General features: G+C 70.9%; 19 protein-coding genes. 11 read left to right on the forward strand and 8 right to left on the reverse strand.

Annotated features, from left to right (window positions below; genetic code table 11):
• Window positions 1-87 precede the first annotated feature (87 nt).
• The 6 genes from F3S47_RS00535 to purC all read right to left on the reverse strand — a co-directional run bounded on the left by F3S47_RS00535 (window position 88) and on the right by purC (window position 6,124).
• Window positions 88-1,419, reverse strand: a complete 1,332-nt coding sequence (locus F3S47_RS00535; RefSeq protein ID WP_150443275.1) for a sigma-54-dependent transcriptional regulator — start codon at window positions 1,417-1,419, stop codon at window positions 88-90.
• Window positions 1,420-1,429: 10 nt separating this feature from the next.
• A complete protein-coding gene (locus tag F3S47_RS00540; RefSeq protein WP_191090035.1) occupies window positions 1,430-3,142 on the reverse strand; it encodes a sensor histidine kinase in 1,713 nt (570 codons plus the stop codon).
• Window positions 3,143-3,236: 94 nt separating this feature from the next.
• The gene (purQ, locus tag F3S47_RS00545) at window positions 3,237-3,905 is read right to left on the reverse strand and encodes a phosphoribosylformylglycinamidine synthase subunit PurQ (RefSeq protein WP_150443277.1); all 669 of its coding nucleotides are present in this window, start codon (window positions 3,903-3,905) and stop codon (window positions 3,237-3,239) included.
• 141 nt (window positions 3,906-4,046) lie between these two features.
• The gene (locus tag F3S47_RS00550; RefSeq protein ID WP_150443278.1) at window positions 4,047-5,084 is read right to left on the reverse strand and encodes a zinc-binding dehydrogenase; all 1,038 of its coding nucleotides are present in this window, start codon (window positions 5,082-5,084) and stop codon (window positions 4,047-4,049) included.
• On the reverse strand, window positions 5,084-5,311 hold the full coding sequence (gene purS, locus F3S47_RS00555) for a phosphoribosylformylglycinamidine synthase subunit PurS (RefSeq protein ID WP_150443279.1): 228 nt from the start codon (window positions 5,309-5,311) through the stop codon (window positions 5,084-5,086). Before purS ends, F3S47_RS00550 begins: the two co-directional genes overlap by 1 nt.
• Window positions 5,312-5,362: 51 nt before the next feature.
• Window positions 5,363-6,124, reverse strand: coding sequence for a phosphoribosylaminoimidazolesuccinocarboxamide synthase (gene purC, locus F3S47_RS00560; RefSeq protein WP_150443280.1), 762 nt, complete (start codon window positions 6,122-6,124; stop codon window positions 5,363-5,365).
• A 184-nt stretch (window positions 6,125-6,308) separates the two neighbouring features.
• On the opposite strand from purC, the gene F3S47_RS00565 reads away from it, so the two are divergent.
• From F3S47_RS00565 to bmt, 3 genes are all read left to right on the forward strand, one after another.
• Complete coding sequence (locus F3S47_RS00565) at window positions 6,309-6,626, forward strand: DUF1476 domain-containing protein (RefSeq protein WP_150443281.1); 318 nt, start codon at window positions 6,309-6,311, stop codon at window positions 6,624-6,626.
• Window positions 6,627-6,774: 148 nt separating this feature from the next.
• Window positions 6,775-8,631 (forward strand): phosphatidylglycerol lysyltransferase domain-containing protein, encoded by a 1,857-nt coding sequence (locus F3S47_RS00570; protein ID WP_150443282.1) that lies wholly within the window; start codon window positions 6,775-6,777, stop codon window positions 8,629-8,631.
• A 33-nt stretch (window positions 8,632-8,664) separates the two neighbouring features.
• Window positions 8,665-9,678, forward strand: coding sequence for a betaine--homocysteine S-methyltransferase (gene bmt, locus F3S47_RS00575; protein ID WP_150443283.1), 1,014 nt, complete (start codon window positions 8,665-8,667; stop codon window positions 9,676-9,678).
• A 4-nt stretch (window positions 9,679-9,682) separates the two neighbouring features.
• Here the strand turns inward: bmt and F3S47_RS00580 are convergent, their stop codons facing one another.
• Window positions 9,683-10,762: a PA0069 family radical SAM protein gene (locus F3S47_RS00580; protein ID WP_150443284.1), complete on the reverse strand. Its 1,080-nt coding sequence runs from the start codon at window positions 10,760-10,762 to the stop codon at window positions 9,683-9,685.
• A gap of 171 nt (window positions 10,763-10,933) precedes the next feature.
• Between F3S47_RS00580 and F3S47_RS00585 the strand changes: the two genes are divergently transcribed.
• The 7 genes from F3S47_RS00585 to F3S47_RS00615 all read left to right on the forward strand — a co-directional run bounded on the left by F3S47_RS00585 (window position 10,934) and on the right by F3S47_RS00615 (window position 15,879).
• Window positions 10,934-11,641, forward strand: coding sequence for a corrinoid protein (locus tag F3S47_RS00585; RefSeq protein ID WP_150443285.1), 708 nt, complete (start codon window positions 10,934-10,936; stop codon window positions 11,639-11,641).
• Window positions 11,642-11,717: 76 nt separating this feature from the next.
• The gene (locus F3S47_RS00590) at window positions 11,718-11,936 is read left to right on the forward strand and encodes a hypothetical protein (RefSeq protein ID WP_150443286.1); all 219 of its coding nucleotides are present in this window, start codon (window positions 11,718-11,720) and stop codon (window positions 11,934-11,936) included.
• Window positions 11,936-12,250: a YbjQ family protein gene (locus tag F3S47_RS00595; RefSeq protein WP_150443287.1), complete on the forward strand. Its 315-nt coding sequence runs from the start codon at window positions 11,936-11,938 to the stop codon at window positions 12,248-12,250. The genes F3S47_RS00590 and F3S47_RS00595 overlap by 1 nt, the downstream gene beginning before the upstream one ends.
• On the forward strand, window positions 12,247-12,882 hold the full coding sequence (locus tag F3S47_RS00600) for a DUF1638 domain-containing protein (protein WP_150443288.1): 636 nt from the start codon (window positions 12,247-12,249) through the stop codon (window positions 12,880-12,882). The genes F3S47_RS00595 and F3S47_RS00600 overlap by 4 nt, the downstream gene beginning before the upstream one ends.
• A gap of 103 nt (window positions 12,883-12,985) precedes the next feature.
• A complete protein-coding gene (locus F3S47_RS00605; protein ID WP_150443289.1) occupies window positions 12,986-13,975 on the forward strand; it encodes a hypothetical protein in 990 nt (329 codons plus the stop codon).
• 39 nt (window positions 13,976-14,014) lie between these two features.
• Window positions 14,015-14,536: a DUF421 domain-containing protein gene (locus F3S47_RS00610; protein WP_191090036.1), complete on the forward strand. Its 522-nt coding sequence runs from the start codon at window positions 14,015-14,017 to the stop codon at window positions 14,534-14,536.
• Window positions 14,537-14,592: 56 nt separating this feature from the next.
• A complete protein-coding gene (locus tag F3S47_RS00615; RefSeq protein WP_150443291.1) occupies window positions 14,593-15,879 on the forward strand; it encodes an O-acetylhomoserine aminocarboxypropyltransferase/cysteine synthase family protein in 1,287 nt (428 codons plus the stop codon).
• Window positions 15,880-15,918: 39 nt separating this feature from the next.
• On the opposite strand, the gene F3S47_RS00620 is transcribed toward F3S47_RS00615, so the two are convergent.
• Entirely contained in the window at window positions 15,919-16,623 is a 705-nt protein-coding gene (locus F3S47_RS00620) for an SIMPL domain-containing protein (RefSeq protein WP_191090037.1), read from the reverse strand.
• A gap of 198 nt (window positions 16,624-16,821) precedes the next feature.
• On the opposite strand from F3S47_RS00620, the gene F3S47_RS00625 reads away from it, so the two are divergent.
• Window positions 16,822-20,991: a hypothetical protein gene (locus tag F3S47_RS00625; protein WP_150443293.1), complete on the forward strand. Its 4,170-nt coding sequence runs from the start codon at window positions 16,822-16,824 to the stop codon at window positions 20,989-20,991.
• Window positions 20,992-21,007: the final 16 nt, after the last annotated feature.

Genomic DNA, 21,007 nt, shown 5'->3' on the forward strand with positions numbered 1-21,007 from the left:
GTAGGCCGCCGCCACACGCACAGCGCGAGTATCGCTGCGAAATTCGCCTGTGCCGGACGGGTGGTTGCCGTCCGGCACGACGGACCGTCAGAGGTAGTCCTGGCGCTGCAATCCGTACTTGGCCATCTTCTCGTTGAGGGTGCGCCGGGGGAGCTGGAGCTCTTCCATGACGCCGACGATCGAGCCCTTGTGGCGGCGCATGGTGTTGTCGATGAGCATGCGTTCGAAGGCCTCGACGAACTCCTTGAGCGGCTTGCCCTCGGTGGTCATCGTGGTCTCGCTCTCGGCGTTGTCGGCCATCAGCAGCGAGGCGATGGTGCCGGTGCCGCGGCGGTTCTGCAGGACCGCGCGCTCGGCCACGTTCACCAACTGGCGGACGTTGCCCGGCCAGGGCGCCTGAAGCACCTGCGCGGCCTCCTGGGCGGAAAGCTCGGGCGCGGTGCAGCCGTATTCCTCGGCGAACTGTTCCGACAGCCGGGTGAAGAGCGTGAGGATGTCCTCTCCCCGCTGGCGCAGGGGCGGAACGGTGACCCGCAGGGCGGCCAGCCGGTAGAAAAGATCGGCGCGCAGCACGTCCTCGGAGGTCTTGCCCTCGTTCTGCAGGTTGGAGACGGCGACGACGCGGGTCTCGGCCGGTGTCCCCTGCTCGTTCAGCGCGGTCAGGAGGCGGGCCTGAAGCGCGGGCGTCAGCGCCTCGATGTCCTCGAGCACCAGCGTGCCTCCGCGAGCCTCCTCGATGGCGGGGATCGGATCGTCCTGTTCGGCAGGTCCGAAAAGGCGGCGCGTCAGCGAGTCCTCGTCGAAGGCGCCGCAGGAAATCAGCACGAAGCGCTTGTTGGCCCGCGCGCCGACGGCGTGCAGCGCGTGGGCCACGAGGGTCTTGCCGGTACCCGTCTCGCCCTCGATCAGCACGTGGCCGTCGGCCTGGCCAAGGTCGAGGATGTCCTCGCGCAGCCGCTCCATCACCGGGGAGGAGCCGATCAGCTTGGACATGATCGCCGAGCCGTCCGAAAGCTCGCGCCGCAGGGCGCGGTTGTCGAGCGTCAGGCGGCGGGCGTTGGTCGCCTTCTTCGCGAGCTCGGTCATCCGGTCGGGATTGAACGGCTTTTCGAGGAAGTCGTAGGCGCCCATCCGCATGGCCTCGACCGCCATGGGGACGTCACCGTGACCGGTGATCATGATCACCGGAAGAGTGCTGTCCACGCCCTTGAGTTTCCTCAGGAATTGCATTCCGTCCATGCCCGGCATCTTGATGTCGGAGACGACGATGCCCGGGTAGTCCGGCCCGAGGCCCTTCAGGGCGTCCTCGGCACTTGCGAAGGTCTCGGTGTCGTATCCCGACAGCGCCAGCCACTGGCTGATCGACTGCCGCATGTCTTTTTCGTCGTCGATGATGGCGATCTTCATAGCCTGGGCCAATGGCCTCACCTCACTCCGCTGCATCCAGTTCCGCGTCGCGGTCGGTCCAGACAGGAAGCTGAACCTCGAAGACCGCGCCGCCGGCCGCGGCGTTGCGCGCCGTCAGCCGTCCTCCGAAATCACCGACGATCCCCGAGGAGATCGCCAGGCCCAAGCCGACCCCGTCGCCGGGCTGCTTGGTAGTATAGAAAGGCTCGAACAGGGCATCGAGGTCCTCGATACCCGGACCATTGTCACGAACAGTGAGCCGCACGGTCTCTCCCGCGGCGAGCAGGACGTCGATCTGAGGCTCCTCAGCGGACTTGGTGGCATCAACGGCGTTGCGCAAGAGATTGATGATAACCTGTTCCAGCCGGAGACGGTCGCCGAAGATCAGGACAGGTTCGCCCGGAAGCGTCTTGGTGATCGCAACCTCCTGCGTCTTGAGCTGCGGTTCCATCATGCTGAGAGCGGCCTCGACGGCGGCGCGGGCATCGACCGGCTCGAACTCCTGCCGGCCCTTGCGGGCATAGGATTTGAGCTGCCGGGTGATCGCCCCCATCCGCTCGATCAGGTCGTCGATCCGCTGGAACGAGGCCGCCGCCTCGTCGGTGCGTTTGCGCGAGAGCAGCAGCTTGGCGCCGGCCAGATAGGTCTTCATCGCGGCGAGCGGCTGGTTCAGCTCGTGGCTGACGGCGGCCGACATCTCGCCCAGCGCCGCGAGCTTGGAGCTCTGGGCGAGCGTCTGCTCGGCCACCTCGAGGTTCTTCTCGACCTTCTCGCGCTCCGCGATTTCCCTTTGCAAACGCTGGTTTAGCTGCCGAAGCTCGTGCGACTCGCGCTGGAAGAACAGGACCCGGCTCGCCGCCTTGCGGTTCAGCAGCCAGAAGACGCCTGCGAGAAGGATGGCAAAGCCCATGATCTCGAGCGCGAGGACGCCGTTCACCCGTTCCCGGACGCTGGCGTAGGTGGTAAAGGTCACCATCCGCCAGCCGCGGAAGGGGACGCGCGTCTCGACGCGCATTACCGCCTCGCCGCGCAGGTAGGCGTCAATCGGCAGTGCGGTCCAGTCCTGGGTCATGCGGATCGCGCGCTCGATGGCCGAAGGGGCCGACTGACGCTCCAGCGCCTCGGCCTCCTGGAGCCCGCGCCACCGCGGCTCGGTCGAGAGGATGATCCGGCCCTCGCTGTCGGCCACGAAGACGGCGTCGGCCACCCCCGCCCACTGCCGTTCGAGCTGGGCGAGGTCGACGGCCACGGCGATGACGCCGAGCGTCTGGCCGCCCTCGTCGATCTTGCGGGAATAGGTGTACTGGAAGCCGCCCGACTCCCGCTCGGTCACCGAGAAGACGGTCGAGGAGGCGCGCAGCGCGTCGACGAAGTAGGAGCTCTGCGGATGCGTCTCGCCCAGGCGGTTGCGGTCGGTGGCGGCCACCATCCGCCCCTCGCGGTCGAGCAGCATGATCTCCGCCGCGCCGATCTCGTCCACGAAGGAGAGTAGCCGCTGGGTGGACTGGGTGTAGTCGCCCGAGTTCAGCGCGCCGATCAGCTGCGGGTCGCGCGCGAGCAGCTGCGGCACGATGGAGGCCCGCTGCAGCTCGCTCATCAGGTTTCCGACGTAGAGCGTCGAACGGACCTCGGAGCGGTTGCGCGTGGACTCGGTGAAGCGCTCGGTCAGGAACTGGTTGGTGACGTAGACGACGATGATCGCCAGCACCACGAGCACGCCGAAGGCGGTGCGCATGGGCCAGCGCGCTCCGGCGCGGGAAAGGGACGGCGTTTCCGTCGACATGGGCGCGAATCTACGGGGCGGGACTGCCGGTCACAAGCGCGGGGCCTCAGGCCTCGGCCAATGCGCCGACAAGGGAGCGGAAAAACGCCTGCCCGTCGGTGCCGCCGTGGCCCGCGTCCACCGCCCGTTCGGGGTGGGGCATCATGCCCAGGACGCGGCGGTTCGGGCTGAGGATGCCGGCGATGTCGTCGCGGCTGCCGTTGGGGTTCTGCGCATAGCGGAAGGCGATGCGGTCCTCGCCGCGCAGCCGCTCCAGCGTCGCGTCGTCGGCGTAATAATTGCCCTCGTGGTGGGCGACCGGGATCATGATCTCCTGCCCCGCCCGGTAGCCGGAGGTGTAGTCGCTCTCGGTCGTGGCGACCGTCAGCGGCAGGGTCTTGCAGATGAACTTGAGGCGGGCGTTGCGCATCAGGGCGCCGGGCAGAAGGCCGGTTTCCGTCAGGACCTGGAAGCCGTTGCAGACACCGAGGACGTATCCGCCCCGCTCCGCGTGAGTCTTCACCGCCGCCGCGACGGGCGACTGCGCGGCGATGGCGCCGCAGCGCAGGTAGTCGCCGAAGGAGAAGCCGCCGGGCACCGCGACGAGGTCGAGGCCCGCGGGCAGCTCGGCCTCCTTGTGCCAGACCATGGAGACCTCGGCGCCCGCCTGGCGCAAGGCCACCGCGATGTCGCGGTCGCAGTTCGATCCGGGAAAGACGATGACGGCAGCCTTCATCGCGCGGTCTCCTCTCTGGGAATGGGCGGCAGGAACCACAAAAGCGCAGCGGTGTCCATCCGGGCGGCAAGGGCCTTCGAAGGCCCTTGCGCAAGCGGCTTCGAAGCCGCTTGCGCACGCGATTTCAAATCGCGTGCGGCGCTAGTGCCGGAAGTCCGTGACGACCGCCACGCCGGGCGCGGTGGGGCCTTCCATCGCGGCGAGCTCGGCGGAGACCTCCGAGAGCGCGATCTGCCGGCCGATCATCGGCGTGAGGTCCACCGCCCCGCTCTCGATCAGGCTGAAGAGCTGCGGGTAGCGGTGCGCCGGCATTCCCTTGGAGCCGTAGACCGCGAGGTTCTTCATGAAGACGCCGTTGAGGTCGATCTCCATCCGCGCGGTATGGCCGATGGGCATGCCGCACTGGACGTGCCGCCCGAGCGGCCGCAGGCAGGCGATGGAGCCGTTCAGCGTAGGCTCGATCCCCACGGCTTCCAGCGAGACATGGGCCCCGCCGCCGGTGATCTCCCGGATCCGCTCCGCCGCGCCGGGCTCGGAGGCGAGGACGGCGGCCTCGGCGCCGTGGGCCAGGGCGTGGTCGAGCTTCTCCTGCACGAGGTCGACCGCGACGACGCGCGCGCCCATGGCCCGGCCGAGGAGCACCCCCGCGAGCCCCACCCCGCCGGTGCCGTGCACCGCCAGCCATTCGCCCGGCTGCAGCGCTGCACGGTCGGTGAGCCCGTGCCAGGCGGTCATCACGCGGCAGCCCAGACCGGCGGCGAGCACCGGGTCCATGCCCTCCGGCAGGCGTTGCAGGTTGTGGTCGCGCGGGACGGCCACGTACTCGGCGAAGGCGCCGTCCGTGCCGAGGCCGGGGTAGAGCATGTCCGGGCAGGTATGCTCCTCTCCTGCCCGGCAGGCCGGGCAGGCGCCGCAGCTCAGCAGGAAAGGCGCCACCAGCACGTCGCCCACCGCCCAATCAGAGCGCGGCCCGGCTGCGACGACCTCGCCGCAGTACTCGTGCCCGCCCACGGCACCGGGCTTGACCCGAGGATGCTCCCCGGCCCAGGCGTGCCAGTCCGACCGGCAGACGCCGCAGGCGATGACCCTGAGGACCACGCCGTCCTCGGGGCAGTCCGGCTCTGGCCGGTCCTCGAGCGCAAGCGGGGCGCGGTAGTCGCGCAGGACGGCCGCGCGCATCAGCTCTCGATCCGGTAGCTCTCGATCACGGTATTCGCGAGAAGCCGTTCGCACATCTCGCGCACGCGCTCCTCGGTGGTGCCCTCGGCCAGGTCGAGCTCGATCACCTTGCCCTGGCGCACGCCCTCGACCCCGTCGAAGCCCAGCGCGCCCAGCGCGTGGCGTACCGCTTCGCCCTGGGGGTCGAGCACCCCCTCCTTGAGCATGACCGTGACTCGCGCCTTCATGGCGTCCCCCGTTCGCTTGGTGCGGGCCGGGGCGCGCGGCCCCGCCCGGTGTCAGTTGATGAGCGTCGGCTTGGTGATGTGCGTGGCGTTCGTCGGCATCACACCCAGCCGGCGGGCGACCTCGGCGTAGGCGTCGGTCAGGTTGCCCAGGTCCCGGCGGAAGACGTCCTTGTCGAGCTTCTCGCCCGACTGGAGGTCCCAGAGCCGGCACGAATCGGGGCTGATCTCGTCGGCCACCACGAGCCGCTGGAAGTCGCCGTCCCAGATGCGCCCGACCTCGATCTTGAAGTCGACGAGCTTGATCCCGACGCCGTACATCGCGCCCGACATGAAGTCGTTCACCCGCAGCGCGAGGCGCACGATGTCGTCGAGGTCCTGCTGCGAGGCCCACTGGAAGGCGATGATGTACTCCTCGGGGACCAGCGGGTCGCCGAGCTTGTCGTCCTTGAGGCTGAACTCGATGATCGGCTGCGGCAGGGCCGCGCCCTCTTCCATGCCCAGCCGCTTGGCCATCGAGCCCGCGGCGAAGTTGCGCACGATGATCTCGAGCGGGATGATCTCGACCTGGCGGACGAGCTGCTCGCGCATGTTGAGCCGGCGCAGGAAGTGGGTCGGAATGCCCACCTGGGCGAGACCGGTCATGAAGAACTCGCTCAGGCGGTTGTTGAGCACGCCCTTGCCCTCGATCACCGCGTGCTTCTCGGCGTTGAAGGCGGTGGCGTCGTCCTTGAAGTACTGGACCAGAGTGCCTGGTTCGGGGCCTTCGTAGAGAATCTTCGCCTTGCCTTCGTAAATCTTCTTGCGGCGCGCCATGAAGGGTCCTCGAAATGAGATGGGTCCGCGGAGGGAGCCCCTTGCGGACGGTGCGCCCCTCTTATGGCATGGCCCCCGCTTTGCCAAGCGGCGGGCCCGTCCCGCGACACGGGCGCAGTTGCGCCGCGCGGGAGGCTGCGCCATATGGAGGGAAGAGGGAAATCCAACCGGCAGGAGAGGTCCGATGGCCAGCTTTGAAGACCGCGAGCATGCCTTCGAGGCGAAATTCGCGCATGACGCCGAGATGCAGTTCAAGGCCGAGGCGCGCCGCAACAAGCTCGTCGGCCTCTGGGCCGCCGGGCTGCTGGGCAAGGAAGGCGCCGATGCCGACGCCTACGCGCTCGAGGTGGTGAAGGCCGATTTCGAGGAGGCGGGCCACGAGGACGTGGTGCGCAAGCTCGTCGGCGATCTGGGCGACAAGGCCTCCGAGCAGGACATTCGCGCCAAGATGGTCGAATGCCTGACCGAGGCGAAGGCGCAACTGGTCCAAGAGGTCGGCTGACCCGCCACCCGGCCAGCAAGCGTTAACCAGGGGCCGCGCGAGCGGCCCTTTTTTCGTGTGGCCCTGCCCGCCTTGACCCGCCGTTCACGGCTCGCCCGCTATCCGTCGCCCGGGCCGCTTTGGCCGACGCTCTCAAGGGATCACCGACATGCCGCTCCGCCTTTCGCCCTGGCAGGCCCTTGGCCTGGCCGTGGGGCCTGTCCTGCTCTGGATGCTCGCCCGCCGGCTGGACCATGTGGACCTCGGCGAGGTCATGGCGGCGCTCGGCCGGATCGGCCCCGGGGCCCTGCTGCTCGCGCTCGCCGCCACGGGGGCGAGCTTTCTCTGCCTCGGCGCCTACGACGCCACGGTGCAGGCCGCGCTGGGGACCGGCGTGCCCCGGGGCCGGGCCGCGCGGGCGGGCCGCCGGGCCGTCGCGATCGGCCAGGTGACCGGGCTCGGGACGCTCGTCGGCGCGCTCGTCCGGTGGCGGGCGCTTCCGGAGCTTTCGCTCGCCGCCTCGGTGCATGTCTCGGCGCTGGTCAGCCTCAGCTTCCTCGCAGCGGCGGCGCCGGTCACGGTGATGGCCGCCCTGGTCTGGCTGCCGGACATGCCGCTGCGCACGCCGGTCGCGGTCGGCGGGGCGCTCACGCTGGTGGCGGTCACGGCGCTGCCGTTGCTCGCGCCGCGGCGGCTCCGGGAGCTCGTCGGCGGACTGGACCATGGAAAGGGTCTGCGGCTCGCGCTCTGGGCCACCGCCGACACGGCCTTCGCGGCGCTCGCCCTCTGGGCCTGCCTTCCGGCGGGGGTCGAGATCTCCTTCGGCCCGCTCTTCGCCGCCTATCTCGCCGCGCTCTCGGCTGGACTGCTGACCAATGCGCCCGGCGGCCTCGGGGCCTTTGAACTGGTTCTGCTGGCCCTCCTCCCCGGAGTGGCCGCGCCGGACCTGTTGGCCGGAGTGCTGGCCTTCCGTGCGGTCTACTATGCCCTGCCCGCCCTCGTCTCTCTGCCGGGACTGGTCGCGCCGCGCCGCCCGGCGGAGGGGCTGACGAAGGCCGACCCGGTCCGGCGGGCGCGCGAACTCGCGACGCCGCCCTGCCCCGAATGGGGCCTGGCCCGGCAACAGGCGGAGATCTGGACCGCCGGCCCGGACCGTGCGCTCTGCCTGTCCCGCGCGCCGAGGGTGCTTGCCGCGCTCGGGCCGGTGAGGGGCGGCGTGCCGCTCGCCGAACTCGCCCGCCGTGCGCGCGTGGAAGGCCGGTGGCCCGCGCTCTACAAGTGCGACGCGCGGACGGCCCTCGTGGCGAGACAGGCGGGCTGGACCGTCCTGAGGGTCGCGGCCAATGCCCGCATCGACCTCTCGCACTGGGACCTCGAGGGACCCGCCCGCCGGCAGCTGCGGCGCAAGTTGCGGCAGGCGGAGAAGGCGGGCGTCCGGATTTCCGAGGCGGGCGAGCTTCCGCTGGAGGAGATGCGCGCGCTGGGGCGGGCGTGGGCCGAGGCGCATGGCGGCGAGCGCGGCTTTTCCTGCGGCACGCTCACCGCATCGCTGGTGCGGCATCAGCGGGTCTTTCTCGCCCACCGCGACGGCCGGCTCATGGCCTTCGCGACCGCCCACGCGACCCCCGGGGCCTGGGCGCTCGACCTGATGCGGCACGGGGAGGATGTGCCCGCAGGGACCATGCACGGCCTCGTCGCCGCGATGATCGGGACGGCCCGCGCCGAGGGCGCCGCGCACCTCTCCCTCGCCGCGGTGCCCGACCTCGCGCCACCCGCGCAGGAGCTCGGCCCGCGTCTCTGCCCCGGCCTGCGCCAGTTCAAGGAGAGCTTCGGACCAGCGTGGCAGCCGCTCTACCTCGCCGTGCCGAACCGTCTCGTGCTGCTGCCCGTCGTCGCGGCGCTCGTCTGGCAGATCCGACTGGGTCACCGGCTCACGGCGGGGAACATCGATGCGATGCAGGACGATCTTGAGGAAAATGCGATTGCACTCGCTCCGGGTGCATGCAACGCGCCTTGGACGCCCTAAGCAAAGTTACTGGCCCAACGGCACGAGGATACCATGACCGACGCCCTCAGCGCGCTTCTCGCCGACCGCGACTGGCTCCTCGCCGACGGGGCCACGGGGACCACGCTCTTCAACATGGGGCTCCAGTCCGGCGAGCCGCCGGAACTGTGGAACCTCGATCACCCCGACCGCATCCGCGCGCTCTACTCGGGCGCGGTGGAGGCCGGGTCCGACCTGTTCCTGACCAACTCCTTCGGCGGCAACGCCTCCCGTCTCAAGCTGCACGACTCTCAGGACCGGGTCGGTGAGCTGAACCGCGCCGCCGCCGGCATCGGCCGCGAGGTGGCGGATGCCTCGGGCCGCAAGGTCGTCGTCGCGGGCTCGGTGGGGCCCACGGGCGAGATCATGGCCCCCATGGGCAGCCTCACCCACGAGAGTGCTGTCGAGATGTTCCACGAGCAGGCCGAGGCGCTGAAGGAGGGCGGCGCCGATGTCCTCTGGCTCGAGACCATCTCCTCGCCCGACGAGTACAAGGCCGCCGCCGAGGCCTTCGGCCTTGCGGACATGCCCTGGGTCGGGACCATGAGCTTCGACACCGCGGGCCGCACGATGATGGGCGTGACCTCCGCCGACATGGTGAAGATGGTCGGCAAGCTCGCCCATCCGCCGCTCGCCTTCGGAGCGAATTGCGGCACCGGCTCCTCGGACCTGCTCCGCACGGTACTGGGCTTCGCCGCCGCCGCGCCGGAGCGGCCCATCGTCGCGAAGGGCAACGCGGGGATCCCGAAGTACGTCGACGGCCACATCCACTACAACGGCACGCCGGAGCTCATGGCGGACTACGCCGTGATGGCCCGCGACGCCGGCGCCACGATCATCGGCGGCTGCTGCGGCACGACGCCGGAGCACCTCGTGCTCATGCGCGAGGCGCTGGAGACCCGGCCTCCGGGCCCCGCTCCGACGCTGGAGCAGGTGACGGCGGCCCTGGGAGAGTTCTCCTCCGCCGACGACGGCACAGGCGAGACCACCGGCCCCACCCGCCAGCGCCGCGGCCGCCGCCGGGGCTGAGCGCCTAGAAGAGCGAAAGCTGGTCGCCCGGCCGCGGCGGCACGCGGAAGAGGTCGGTCCTCAGAGGCGGCAGGTCCTCGCTGAGGCCGGTGCGCGCCAGCGCGACCTTGAAACGCTTGCGCATGAGGTCCGCCCAGACCCCCTGCCCCGTCATCCGCTGACCGAAGGCCGGATCGTAGTCGCGCCCGCCGTGCAGCTCGCGCACGCGGCCAATGATCCGCTCCGCGCGGTCGGGATAGGTCTCCGCCACCCAGTCGCGGAATAGCCCCGAGACCTCGCGCGGCAGGCGCAGCACGATGGAGGAGGCGGCGACGGCGCCAGCCTCCGCCCCCTGCTCGAGGATCGCCTCCATCTCGTGATCGGTGAGCGCGGGCACGACGGGCGAGACCATGACCCGCACCGGCACGCCCGCCTCGGCCAGTACGCGGATCGCGCGCAGCCGCCGGGCGGGCCCGGGAACGCGCGGCTCCATCGCGCGCGAGGTGCGCGGGTCGAGGGTCGTCACGGAAATGCCCACGCGCGCCAGCCCCTCGGCCGCCATCTCGCCCAGGATATCCGCGTCGCGCTCGATGATCGCGCCCTTGGTCACCACCGAGACCGGGTGCCGGAAGTCCCGCAGCACCTCGAGGATGCGGCGCATGATCCCCTGGTCCCGCTCCACCGGCTGGTAGGGATCGGTGTTCGTGCCGATGGCGATGACCGCCGGGCGGTAGCCGGGTTTCGAGAGCTCCCGGCCCAGGACCTCGGGCATCTCGGGCCGTGCGATCAGCCGGGTCTCGAAGTCGAGGCCCGGGGAAAGCCCCAGGTAGGCGTGGCTCGGCCGCGCGAAGCAGTAGATGCAGCCGTGCTCGCACCCCCGGTAGGGATTGAGCGACCGGTCGAAGCCCACGTCCGGCGAGGTGTTGCGCGTGATCGCCCGGCGCGGCCGCTCGATGCTGAGCTCGGTGCGCAGGGGCGGCAGCTCTTCCCGCTCCCAGCCATCGTCGACCGCCTCCGTCGCCAGCCGCTCGTAGCGGTTGGTCGCGTTGGTCAGCGCGGCGCGGCCTCGGCGGCGGCTTTCGGGAATCGGCAGGCTCTCGGACATGGGCCCAATCTAGAACAAATTAGGAACATGTGAACCCTCCTCACGGTATGCATGCCGCGAATTCATTTGTGTCCAAGTCGGTTGCGGGGCACTTGATGTCGCAATCCGCGCAGCCCGACCGCCCACGTCAAGGCACACCGCGACAAACTGCCTCTGGAGAGGACGCCTGCCATGGCCGACGAAGACGACGATCTCATCCTGTCGGAACTCGACGACGAGGAGCTCGTCGCGCAGATGTTCGACGACCTCTACGACGGTCTCAAGGAAGAGATCGAGGAAGGCGTGAACATCCTGCTCGAGCGCGGGTGGGAGCCCTACCGCATCCTGACCGAGGCGCTCGTCGGCGGCATGACCATCGTCGGCAAGGACTTTCGCGACGGGATCCTCTTCGTCCCCGAGGTGCTGCTGGCCGCCAACGCAATGAAGGGCGGCATGTCGATCCTCAAGCCGCTGCTGGCCGAGACCGGCGCGCCGCGCATGGGCAAGATGGTGATCGGCACGGTCAAGGGCGACATCCACGACATCGGCAAGAACCTCGTCTCGATGATGATGGAGGGCGCGGGCTTCGAGGTGGTGGACCTCGGCATCAACAACGCGGTCGAGAAATACCTCGAGGCGCTGGAGACCGAGCAGCCCGACATCCTCGGGATGTCCGCCCTGCTCACCACGACCATGCCCTACATGAAAGTCGTGATCGACACGATGAAGGAGAAGGGCATCCGCGACGACTACATCGTGCTCGTCGGCGGCGCCCCCCTGAACGAGGAGTTCGGCAAGGCCATCGGCGCCGACGCCTACTGCCGCGACGCGGCCGTGGCGGTGGAGACGGCGAAGGACTTCGTCGCGCGCAAGCACAACCAGATGTCGGCGCAGGCCTGACCGGGCCCGCCTTCCGCCGCGCGGCCGGTCTTCCTATATCGGGAGGACCGCCTCGCGCGGGCTGAAAGGAGCCGTCATGCCGCTCGACCGTTTCGTCCTGATCCTCGTCGCCGTGGTCGCCGCCGCGGGTGCGACCGTGGTGATCGCCACGCTGCTGCTGGGCACCTGGCTCTCTCCAGGGCTCGGCCTCGCCGCCGCGATCCCGGTGCTGCTGGTGGCCTATGTCCTCTGGCGGGTCATCTCCCACCGGATCGCCGAGGCTCCTGACGACCGCTACGACGGGATCGACAACTGATGCTCGTCTGCACGACCGAGGGCGTCGCGGGACGCGAGGTGGCCGAGACGCTGGGCCTCGTCCGCGGCTCCACCGTCCGGGCCAAGCATCTCGGGACCGATATCGTCGCCTCTCTCAAGAACCTCGTGGGCGGCGAGATTGCAGGCTATTCCTCGATGCTCGGCGGCGCGCGCGAACAGGCCATCGACCGGATGGTCGAAGAGGCGCGCGGGCTCGGCGCCGACGCCGTCGTCGGAGCGCGGCTGGAGACCTCGACGGTGGCCAGCAACGCCGCCGAGATCGTGGCCTACGGCACCGCCGTCCGGCTGAGATGATCCCCGACGACGCGACCCTCACCACCACCGGGACCGCCCCCGAGGGCGGGGGCCGCGTCCTGATCCTGGCCTGCGGTGCGCTGGCGCGGGAGATCACCGCGCTGATCCGGCTGAACGGCTGGGACCACATCGACCTGCAGTGCCTGCCCGCCATCCTGCACAACCACCCCGAGCGGATCGCCCCCGCCGTCGACGCGGCGCTTGCGGACCATCAGCCCGAGTACGAACGCGTCTTCGTCGCCTATGCCGACTGCGGCACCGGCGGTGCGCTGGAACGGGTCTGCGCGGAGCGCGGCGTCGAGATGATCGCGGGGCCGCACTGCTACGCCTTCTTCGAGGGGGTGGAGGCCTTTGCCGACCGGGACGAGATAACCGCCTTCTACCTGACCGATTTCCTCGCCCGCCAGTTCGACGCCTTCGTCACGCGGCCGCTCGGCCTCGACCGCCACCCCGAACTGAGAGATGCCTATTTCGGCCACTACGAAACTCTCGTCTACCTCGCCCAGACCGACGATCCCGCGCTGACCGAGAAGGCGCGCCGGGCGGCGGAGGCACTGGGCCTCGCCTTCGAGCGGCGGTCCACCGGATACGGCGATCTCGCGCCTGCCCTCGCCGCCGCCGCGCGCGGCTGAGGCTTTCGCGCGCCGCCCCCGGCCCAATCGCCTCCGGTCCGGTTTTCCCGCGACCGGGGCCTGCCTATAGTCCGCGCGAACCGCAGCGAGGGACCGCGCGATAATGGGCACCGCCCCCGCCTTCAACATCATGGTCGTCGGCCAGTCCGGCCGCGTGGGCTACGAGGCCCTGCTCTTCGCGGCCTCCCTGCGCGCCAGTTCCCCGAAGTTCGCCGGGCGGCTGATCGTGGTCGAGCCGCAGCCCGGGCCGCTCTGGCCCGGCGATCCGCGGATGCCGGGCGACCTCCGCGGCGCGCTGCAGGAGCTGGGCGCGGAGATCCGGCCATTCGAGTCCCGCGACTTCGGAGCGGCCTATCCCAACGGCAACAAGATTGAGGGCCTTCTCGCCCTGCCGGAGGGAGAGCCCTTCGTCTTCTTCGACAGCGACACGCTGGTCACAGGCGAACTCCAGGAGGTGCCCTTCGATTTCGACCGGCCCGCCGCTTCCATGCGGCGCGAGGGGACCTGGCCAGAGGAAGAGCTCTACTGGCCGGGCTACACCGCCACCTGGCGCGCGCTCTACGACCGCTTCGGGCTTGAGTTCGAAAGCTCGCTCGATCTCACGCAGCCCGACGAATACTGGCAGCGCTACCTCTACTTCAATGCGGGCTGGTTCTTCGGCGCCGATCCCCAGGCCTTCGGCACGCGGTTCCGCGACTATGCCACCGAGATCCGCAACGACCCGCCGGAGGAGCTGGTGCTGCAGTCTCTCGATCCCTGGCTCGACCAGGTGGCGCTGCCGCTGGTGATCCACTCCTTCGGCGGCGGTCGGCCCGGGCCAGAGCTCTCCGGGCTCGACGGGGACGTGACCTGTCACTGGCGCGTCATGCCGCTTCTCTACGCGCGGGAGAGCGACCGGGTGGTCGAAGTGCTGGAGGAGGTCACCGCGCCGAACCGGATCAAGAAGGTCCTGAAGGGGCACGAGCCCTTCAAGCGCTTCATCTACCAGGGACGCGGGCGAAAGGTTCGTGCCCTCTTCGACCAGTCGAACCTGCCCCGGCCCGAGCGCAAGCTGCGCAACCGGATCAAGAAGGAGGGCTTCTGGATGCGCTGAGGCGGGACCCGTCGCGCGGCCCGCCGCGTTCTGAGCCCCATGAGCGCCGACATGTTCTTCCAGGGGTGGTCCGGCATCCTCCGCGTCCTCGTCGTGGGCGCCCTGGCCTATGTGGCGATGGTGCTCTTCCTGCGGGTCTCGGGCAAACGGACGCTGGCCAAGCTCAATGCCTTCGACCTCGTGGTGACCGTGGCCCTCGGCTCGACGCTGGCCTCGATCCTCCTTTCCTCCTCGGTCGCACTGGCCGAGGGCGTGGCCGCGATGCTCACCCTCATCGGCTGCCAGTACATCGTCGCCTGGTCCTCGGTGAGGTCGCGCCGCGTGGCGCGGCTGGTCCGTTCGGAGCCCACGCTGCTGCTGCGGGACGGCGAGATTTGCGAGCGGGCCCTGCGCGAGTGCCGGATGACGGAGGCCGAGTTGCGCACGGTCGTCCGGTCCAACGCCAATGCCGAGCCCTCGGAGGTGGCGGCGGTGATCCTGGAGTCCGACGGGTCCTTCAGCGTGATCCCCAGCCCGGAGGAGGGCCGCGCCTCCTTCGCGGAGACCGGCCTGCGCCTCTGACGTTGTGCCTGTCGCCCCGCCCCGGTAGCCTCCGCGCAAACACCGAGGAGGACCACATGGCCGACACGAAACAGGGCTTCGACACGATCCAGATCCACGGCGGCGCCGTGCCGGATCCGTCGACGGGCGCGCGCCAGACGCCGATCTACCAGAGCACGTCCTACGTCTTCAAAGACGCCGACCACGCCGCGCGGCTCTTCAACCTCGAGGAGGTCGGCTTCATCTACTCGCGGCTGACCAACCCGACGATCAACGCGCTGCAGGACCGGATCACCGCGCTCGAGGGCGGGGCCGGCACCGTATGCTGCTCCTCCGGACACGCCGCGCAGATCATGGCGCTCTTCCCGCTCATGGGGCCGGGCAAGAACGTGGTCGCCTCGACCCGCCTCTACGGCGGCACGGTCACGCAGTTCTCCAACACCATCAAGCGCTTCGGCTGGTCGGCGAGCTTCGTTGACACCGACGACCTCGACGCCGTGCGCGCGGCCATCAACGAGGACACCCGCGCGCTCTTCTGCGAGAGCATCGCCAACCCGGGCGGCTATATCACCGACCTGCCGGCCATGGCCAAGATCGCCGAGGAGGCGGGCATCCCGCTGATCGTCGACAACACCTCGGCCACCGCCTACCTCTGCCGGCCCATCGAGCATGGCGCGACGCTCGTGGTGAACTCGCTGACCAAGTACATGACCGGCAACGGTACGGTCACCGGCGGCTCGATCACCGACTCGGGCAAGTTCGACTGGATGGCCTCGGACAAGTTCCCTTCCCTCAGCCAGCCCGAGCCGGCCTACCACGGCCTGACCTTCGGCGAGGCGCTGGGTCCCATGGCCTTTACCTTTCACAGCATCGCCATCGGTCTGCGCGACCTGGGCATGACGCTCAATCCGCAGGCGGCGCACTACACGCTGCTGGGGCTCGAGACGCTCAGTCTGCGCATGAAGAAGCATGTCGAGAACGCTGAAATCGTTGCGAAATGGCTGGAAGGCCATCCTGCGGTCGAGGCGGTGACCTATGCCGGTCTCGACAGCTCGCCCTACAAGTCGCGCATGGCGACGGTCTGCCCCAAGGGCGCGGGCGGACTTTTCACTTTCGCGATGAAGGACGGCTACGACGCCTGCGTGAAGTTCGTGAACGCACTCAAGCTCTTCTCGCACGTCGCGAACCTGGGCGACACGCGCAGCCTTGTGATCCACTCGGCGTCGACCACGCACCGCCAGCTCACGCCCGAGCAGCAGGCGGCGGCGGGGGCGGCCCCGAACGTGGTGCGCCTCTCCATCGGCATCGAGGACAGCGACGACCTGATCGCGGACCTCGACCAGGCGCTCAAGGCCGCGTCCTGAGGGTGGGCGGCGCGGCCAACCGAGCCGCGCCGCACACCTTTACTCGCCGGAGAGGGAATAGCTCAGCGAGACCTGCGCGCTGATCGTCATCTCTCCGGCCGGGACCGGGACGGATTCCATCCGCGCGTCCATCATCATCGGCTGCGGTCCGCCCCCGCCGGTTTGACCTTCGGTCAGGAACATCAGGTCGCCCAGCCTGACCCCCGCGGCCTCGGCGAAGACCTGCGCCTTGGCCTGAGCGTCGGCCACGGCCGCGCGCCGCGCCTCGGCCAGCGCCTCCGACCGGTCGGCGAGATCGAAGCTCACGCCGTCCACCCGGTTCGCGCCCTGCCGCACCACGGCGTCGAGCACCCCGCCCAGGTCGTCGAGGTCGCGCACGGTGACGCTGAGCCCGATCTCGGCGGCAAAGCCGGTGACCCGCATCCCCTCGCGGGATTCGTAGGAGCTCAGGATCGGATCGACCCGCAGCGTCCCGGTCGAGATGTCGGCATCCGCGACCCCGGCCTGCGAGAGCGCCGAGAGCACGGCCTCCGTGCCCGCGGACATCCGGTCGACGGCCTCCTCGGCGGTCTCGGCCTCTACCCGTACGCCCAGCCGGACCACGGCCATGTCGGGCTTCACGTTGACCTCGCCCTGCCCGGTCACCTGCAGCGCCGGGGGCTCCACCACCTGCGCCGCGGCAGGCCCCGCGAGCAGGACCGTCGTCGCCAGCGCCGCGCAGGCGGCGCGCGTTGCGTTTACCAAATCTTTACCTCGTCTCGACAGCATCACGCCCTCCTTAGGCACGCCGTTTCTTTCCGCTTCGCCACATGTGACGCACTCCGCCGGCTCTGCCTTGGTCATTCTTTGCCTCGGCTTTCATTGGGCGGAAAGCTGCTGTAGTTTCGCGCCGCTCGGCCGGCGCGCTTGCACCGATCCGACCACCTGCTAGAGCGAGATCGAATGACACCGAACTTCGCGCTTTCCCTTGGTTTCGACGCCATCCGCCTTCTCGCCCGCGACGAGGCCGGCTGGCTCCTTGTCGGCGAAGTGCCCCTCGCGACCGAGGACATGCACGCCGCCCTCTCCGACCTCCGCCGCCGGGGCGAGGCCCTGGAGAAGGGGCCCTTCGAGACCAAGATCCTGATCCCTAACGCGCAGATCAGATACCTGGCGATCGACGGCACCATGGCGACCGACGATCAGATCCGCCAGGCGGTCGACGAGGCCACGCCCTACGCGCTCGAGGATCTGACCTGGGACGTCACGCGGGGCGGCGGCCGGACCTATGTCGCCGCGGTGGCCCGCGAGACGCTGGACGAGGCCGAGAAATTCGCCCGTGATCACGACATGGCTCCCGTGGCCTTCGCGGCCGCACCGGAGCCCTTCACCTTCGTCGGCGAGGTCTCCTTCGGCCCGGTCACCGGGCCCGGCGGCCGCGACCTTCCGCGCGAAGCCGAACCGGTGCAGGTCGTGGGCACCGCCCGCCTGCCCCAGGGAGCCACGTTGACCGCCGCGCCGGCCGCCGCCGAGGCGCTGAGCCCCGGCGTAGCGGATGCTTCGACCGAAAGCCTGGCCGGTCACGAGGGCGCCGGTGCGGACAGGCCCGTTCCCGAGCCTGAGCCCGAGCCCGAGACGGCCTTCGCCGCGCAGGACACGCCAGAGCCGCCGCCCGGCCCCTCCGTGGCGGAGCCGTCTCAGGCGGACGACGCGGACCAAACGGAGGCCCCGGAAACCCCGGTAGACGCAGCAGCGCTCTCTGAGCCTGAGCCTGAGCCTGAGCCTGAGCCTGAGCCTGAGCCTGAGCCTGAGCCTGAGGAAGAGACGCCGCCGAGCGAGAGCGCGCAACCCGCGCCGCTCTTCGCGACCCGTCACCAGAGCGGCCCGGGCCACGCGGCGCCCCCCGTCAGCGCCCCACCCGTCACACCCCAAGCCTCGCACCGGCCCGCCGATGACCGCGCCATGAGGGAGGAGCCCTCCCTGAGCTTCCGCCGCAATCGGACCGAGACCGGGGCTGATGGCCAGGCGGCACCGCCTACCGCCCCCGAGACGCAACCGGCCTTCGGTCAGCCGATGCCGGTCATGTCGCGCCGGAGCGAACTCGACGAGGCCCCGGCCGCGCCGCCGACGGCTCAGGAAGACACGCCCGCCGGGCCCCAGCCCGCAATGGACGAGCCGCCGGCCAGCGCCGGGGCCACCCTCCCGGACCATGCGGCCCCCTCCGCCGCGCCGACCGAGCGGGCGGCCTTCGGGACCCGGACGCCGGATCCCGCCGCCCAGACACCTCCGCCTGCCCCCCGCGCGACGCGCGGGACCGGCACCCCGCCCGCCGAGACCGAGGAGCCCAAGAGCTCCTGGCGCGGCGCGCTCTCGCGGCGCTGGAAGAAGGGGGAGCGCGAAGGGCCCGTGGCCTCCACGGCCCGCAGTGCGCCGCTCTCCTTCAACCGGCAGGAATCGCCCGCCACCGGGCCCTCGCTCGGCAAGGCCGCATCCGCGACGGCCGCTACGGCTGCCGCCACCTCTGCCGCCGGGACCGCCGCACCGGAGCCTCAGCCCGCAGCCGGAACCGGCACCCCGCCGCCCGAGACGGACGCCGGAGACCTCGGCCCCGTGCGAGAGACGCCCGCGGTCGGGACCTCGCCGGAGACCAGGCGGCGCAGGGCTCCCGCCGCCCCCGCCCGCACGGCTGCCGCCGACAAGGAACGGGCCCAGATGACCGTCTTCGGCGCCCGTCGCGAGGAAGAGGCCAAGCGCTCCCGCGGCGGCCGCCCGCTGCTCGGGCTGGTGCTGACTGTCCTCCTCCTGCTGGGGCTCTTCGTCGTCGGCGCGCTCGCGGCGGTCGGCCCCGAGGGGCTGTCCCGCCTCTTCGGCCTGGACGGCGACCGCACCGAAGTGGCCGCCGCGCCGGAGGCGGAGACCGCCACGGACACCCAGGCCCAGGGCAGCAGCCTGCCCCCGGCCTCCGTCCCTGCTTCGCCCGATGCGCCCACCTCCAGCGGCAGCGCTCTCCCCGAGGGACCCGAGGTCGCGGCCACGGCCCCCAACACCGCGACGGATCCCGATCTGCAGGCCCTCCCCGGCCAGCCCGAGGCCGAGGCGCCGGTGGCCAGCGCCGGATCGCCCACCTCGGTCGGCCGCGTCCTGAGCCCGGCCGAGGCGCAGCGCATCTATGCCGCGACCGGCGTCTGGCAGCGAGCACCACGCCTCTCCGTCACTCCGCGCACCGAAGACGCGAGCGGGGTCGAGGCCGATCCCGCCGCCGGCTTCGAGCGCAGCCCGCGTCCAGAGGGCCCGATGGAGCTCCCCGCCGAGGCGATGGATGTCCGCATCCCGACGCCCGCCGATCCCCCGCCCCCGGGCTCGACCTTCGAGCGGGACGAGGAAGGCTTCGTGCTCGCCACCGAAGAGGGGTCGCTGACCCCGGCCGGCATCCTCGTCTATGCCGGTGCGCCCACGCTGGAGCCGCCGGTCCGCCCCGGCACCGAGCCGCCGCAGCCCGACCCGACCGACATCGCCCCCGAGGGCTCCGAGCCGCAGGTCGCCAACGGCACCGTCGTGATCGCCGGCCTGCCGGACCTCCTGCCGCCGACCCGCCCCGGCACCGTCACCGAGAGCGCCGCCGAGACCGATCCGGTCGAGGCCGTCGCCGCCGAGCTCGGGGCCGAACTGGCGGAGGCCGCTGACGCGGCGCCCGAGGACGAGGCAGCGGCCGAAGAGGTGGCCGCGGCACCCGCCCCGCCGCAGATCCGGATGCTCGACCGCCGTGGGATCATCCCGCCGACGCGGCCCGCCGGCTTCGGCCCCCGGAGCCCTGCCGAGGCCACCCTCGAAGCCGTGGCCTCTGCCTCCGTCGAGGCAGAGGCCGAGATCGATGCCGCGCCCGGAGCCGAACTCGCCGCAGGCGAAACCGCTGAACCAGAGGTGCCGGTCATCGAGGATCCCGCCGTCGATCCTGAGCTACGCCCGGCGGATGCCGAGACCGAAGACGCGACCGCCGCGCCCGAGACGCTGGTCAACCTCGTCGCCGCGCCGGGCATCGTCCCGCCGAGCCGGCCCGAGAGCGTCGTGACACCGGCAGACGACGCCGCGGCCTCCGCCCCGCCCGCCGAGAGCGACGCGCAGGAGAGCGGACCGGCAGACGTCCTCACCGTTTCCGACCCCGCCGTGACGCCGCCGACGCGCCCCGGAACCGAGCGGTCGCAGGCCGCGCCTCCCGCCGGCCGGACCGAGAGCGAGATCGCCCTGCTCGACACGCCGCGCGTCGATCCCCCCAGCCGTCCTGCGGCGACCGAGGCTGCGCCCGCGCAACCGTTGGAGGCCGTCGCACTGCTCGATGCCATCGACTTCGACCCGCCCTCGCGGCCCTCCTCGGTCGTCCGGGCCTCCGCGCCGCAGCCCGCGCCCGACGGGCCGCGCCCCAGCCTCGCCGCCTCCCTGGGCGGCGTGTCCCTGTCCAGCCTCTCGCCCCAGCTTCGCCCCGCGAGCGCCGAGGTTCCGACGGCGGACCTCGATCCGGCCGACGGTCCGCTCGCCACGGCGGCCAGCCTGCGCCCTCGGTCCCGGCCCGCTTCAGCCGCCCCCGCCGACGACGAGACCGAGACAGCAGAGGCCGAGGAGGTCGAACAGGCGCCCGACCGCCGCGAGGACCTTCAGGCGGCCCTGACCGCCGCGGCAGCGGCGCTGGAAGGCACCGTGCCGGCCAACGCGACCAATCTCGCCGTGGCCTCCTCCGTCCGGCCCGACAACCGGCCGCGCAATATGTCGACGATCGTCAACCGGACCCGCCAGCAGCAGCAGCTTCAGCAAGCCCGCGCGCAGCAGGAGCGCCAGCAGCAGCAGGTCGCCGCACAGCGCCAGGCCGCGGCCTCCTCCATGCGCCCGACCGGCCCGACCTCCGGCAGCGTCGCCGCGGCGGCCACGCTCAGCGACCAGATCAACCTGCGCAGCATCAACCTGATCGGCGTCTACGGCACCCAGTCCGACCGCCGCGCCCTCGTGCGGCTCTCGAACGGGCGTTACGTGCGGGTGACCGTGGGCTCCCGGCTCGATGGCGGACGCGTGACCGGCATCGGCGACGGCTACATCGTCTACAGCCGCTCGGGCCGGAACCTGCGTCTCGACGTGGCAGGCTGAGGCCGGCGCGGCTCAC

Source organism: Histidinibacterium aquaticum, from assembly GCF_008710275.1.
GTDB lineage: Bacteria > Pseudomonadota > Alphaproteobacteria > Rhodobacterales > Rhodobacteraceae > Oceanicola > Oceanicola aquaticus.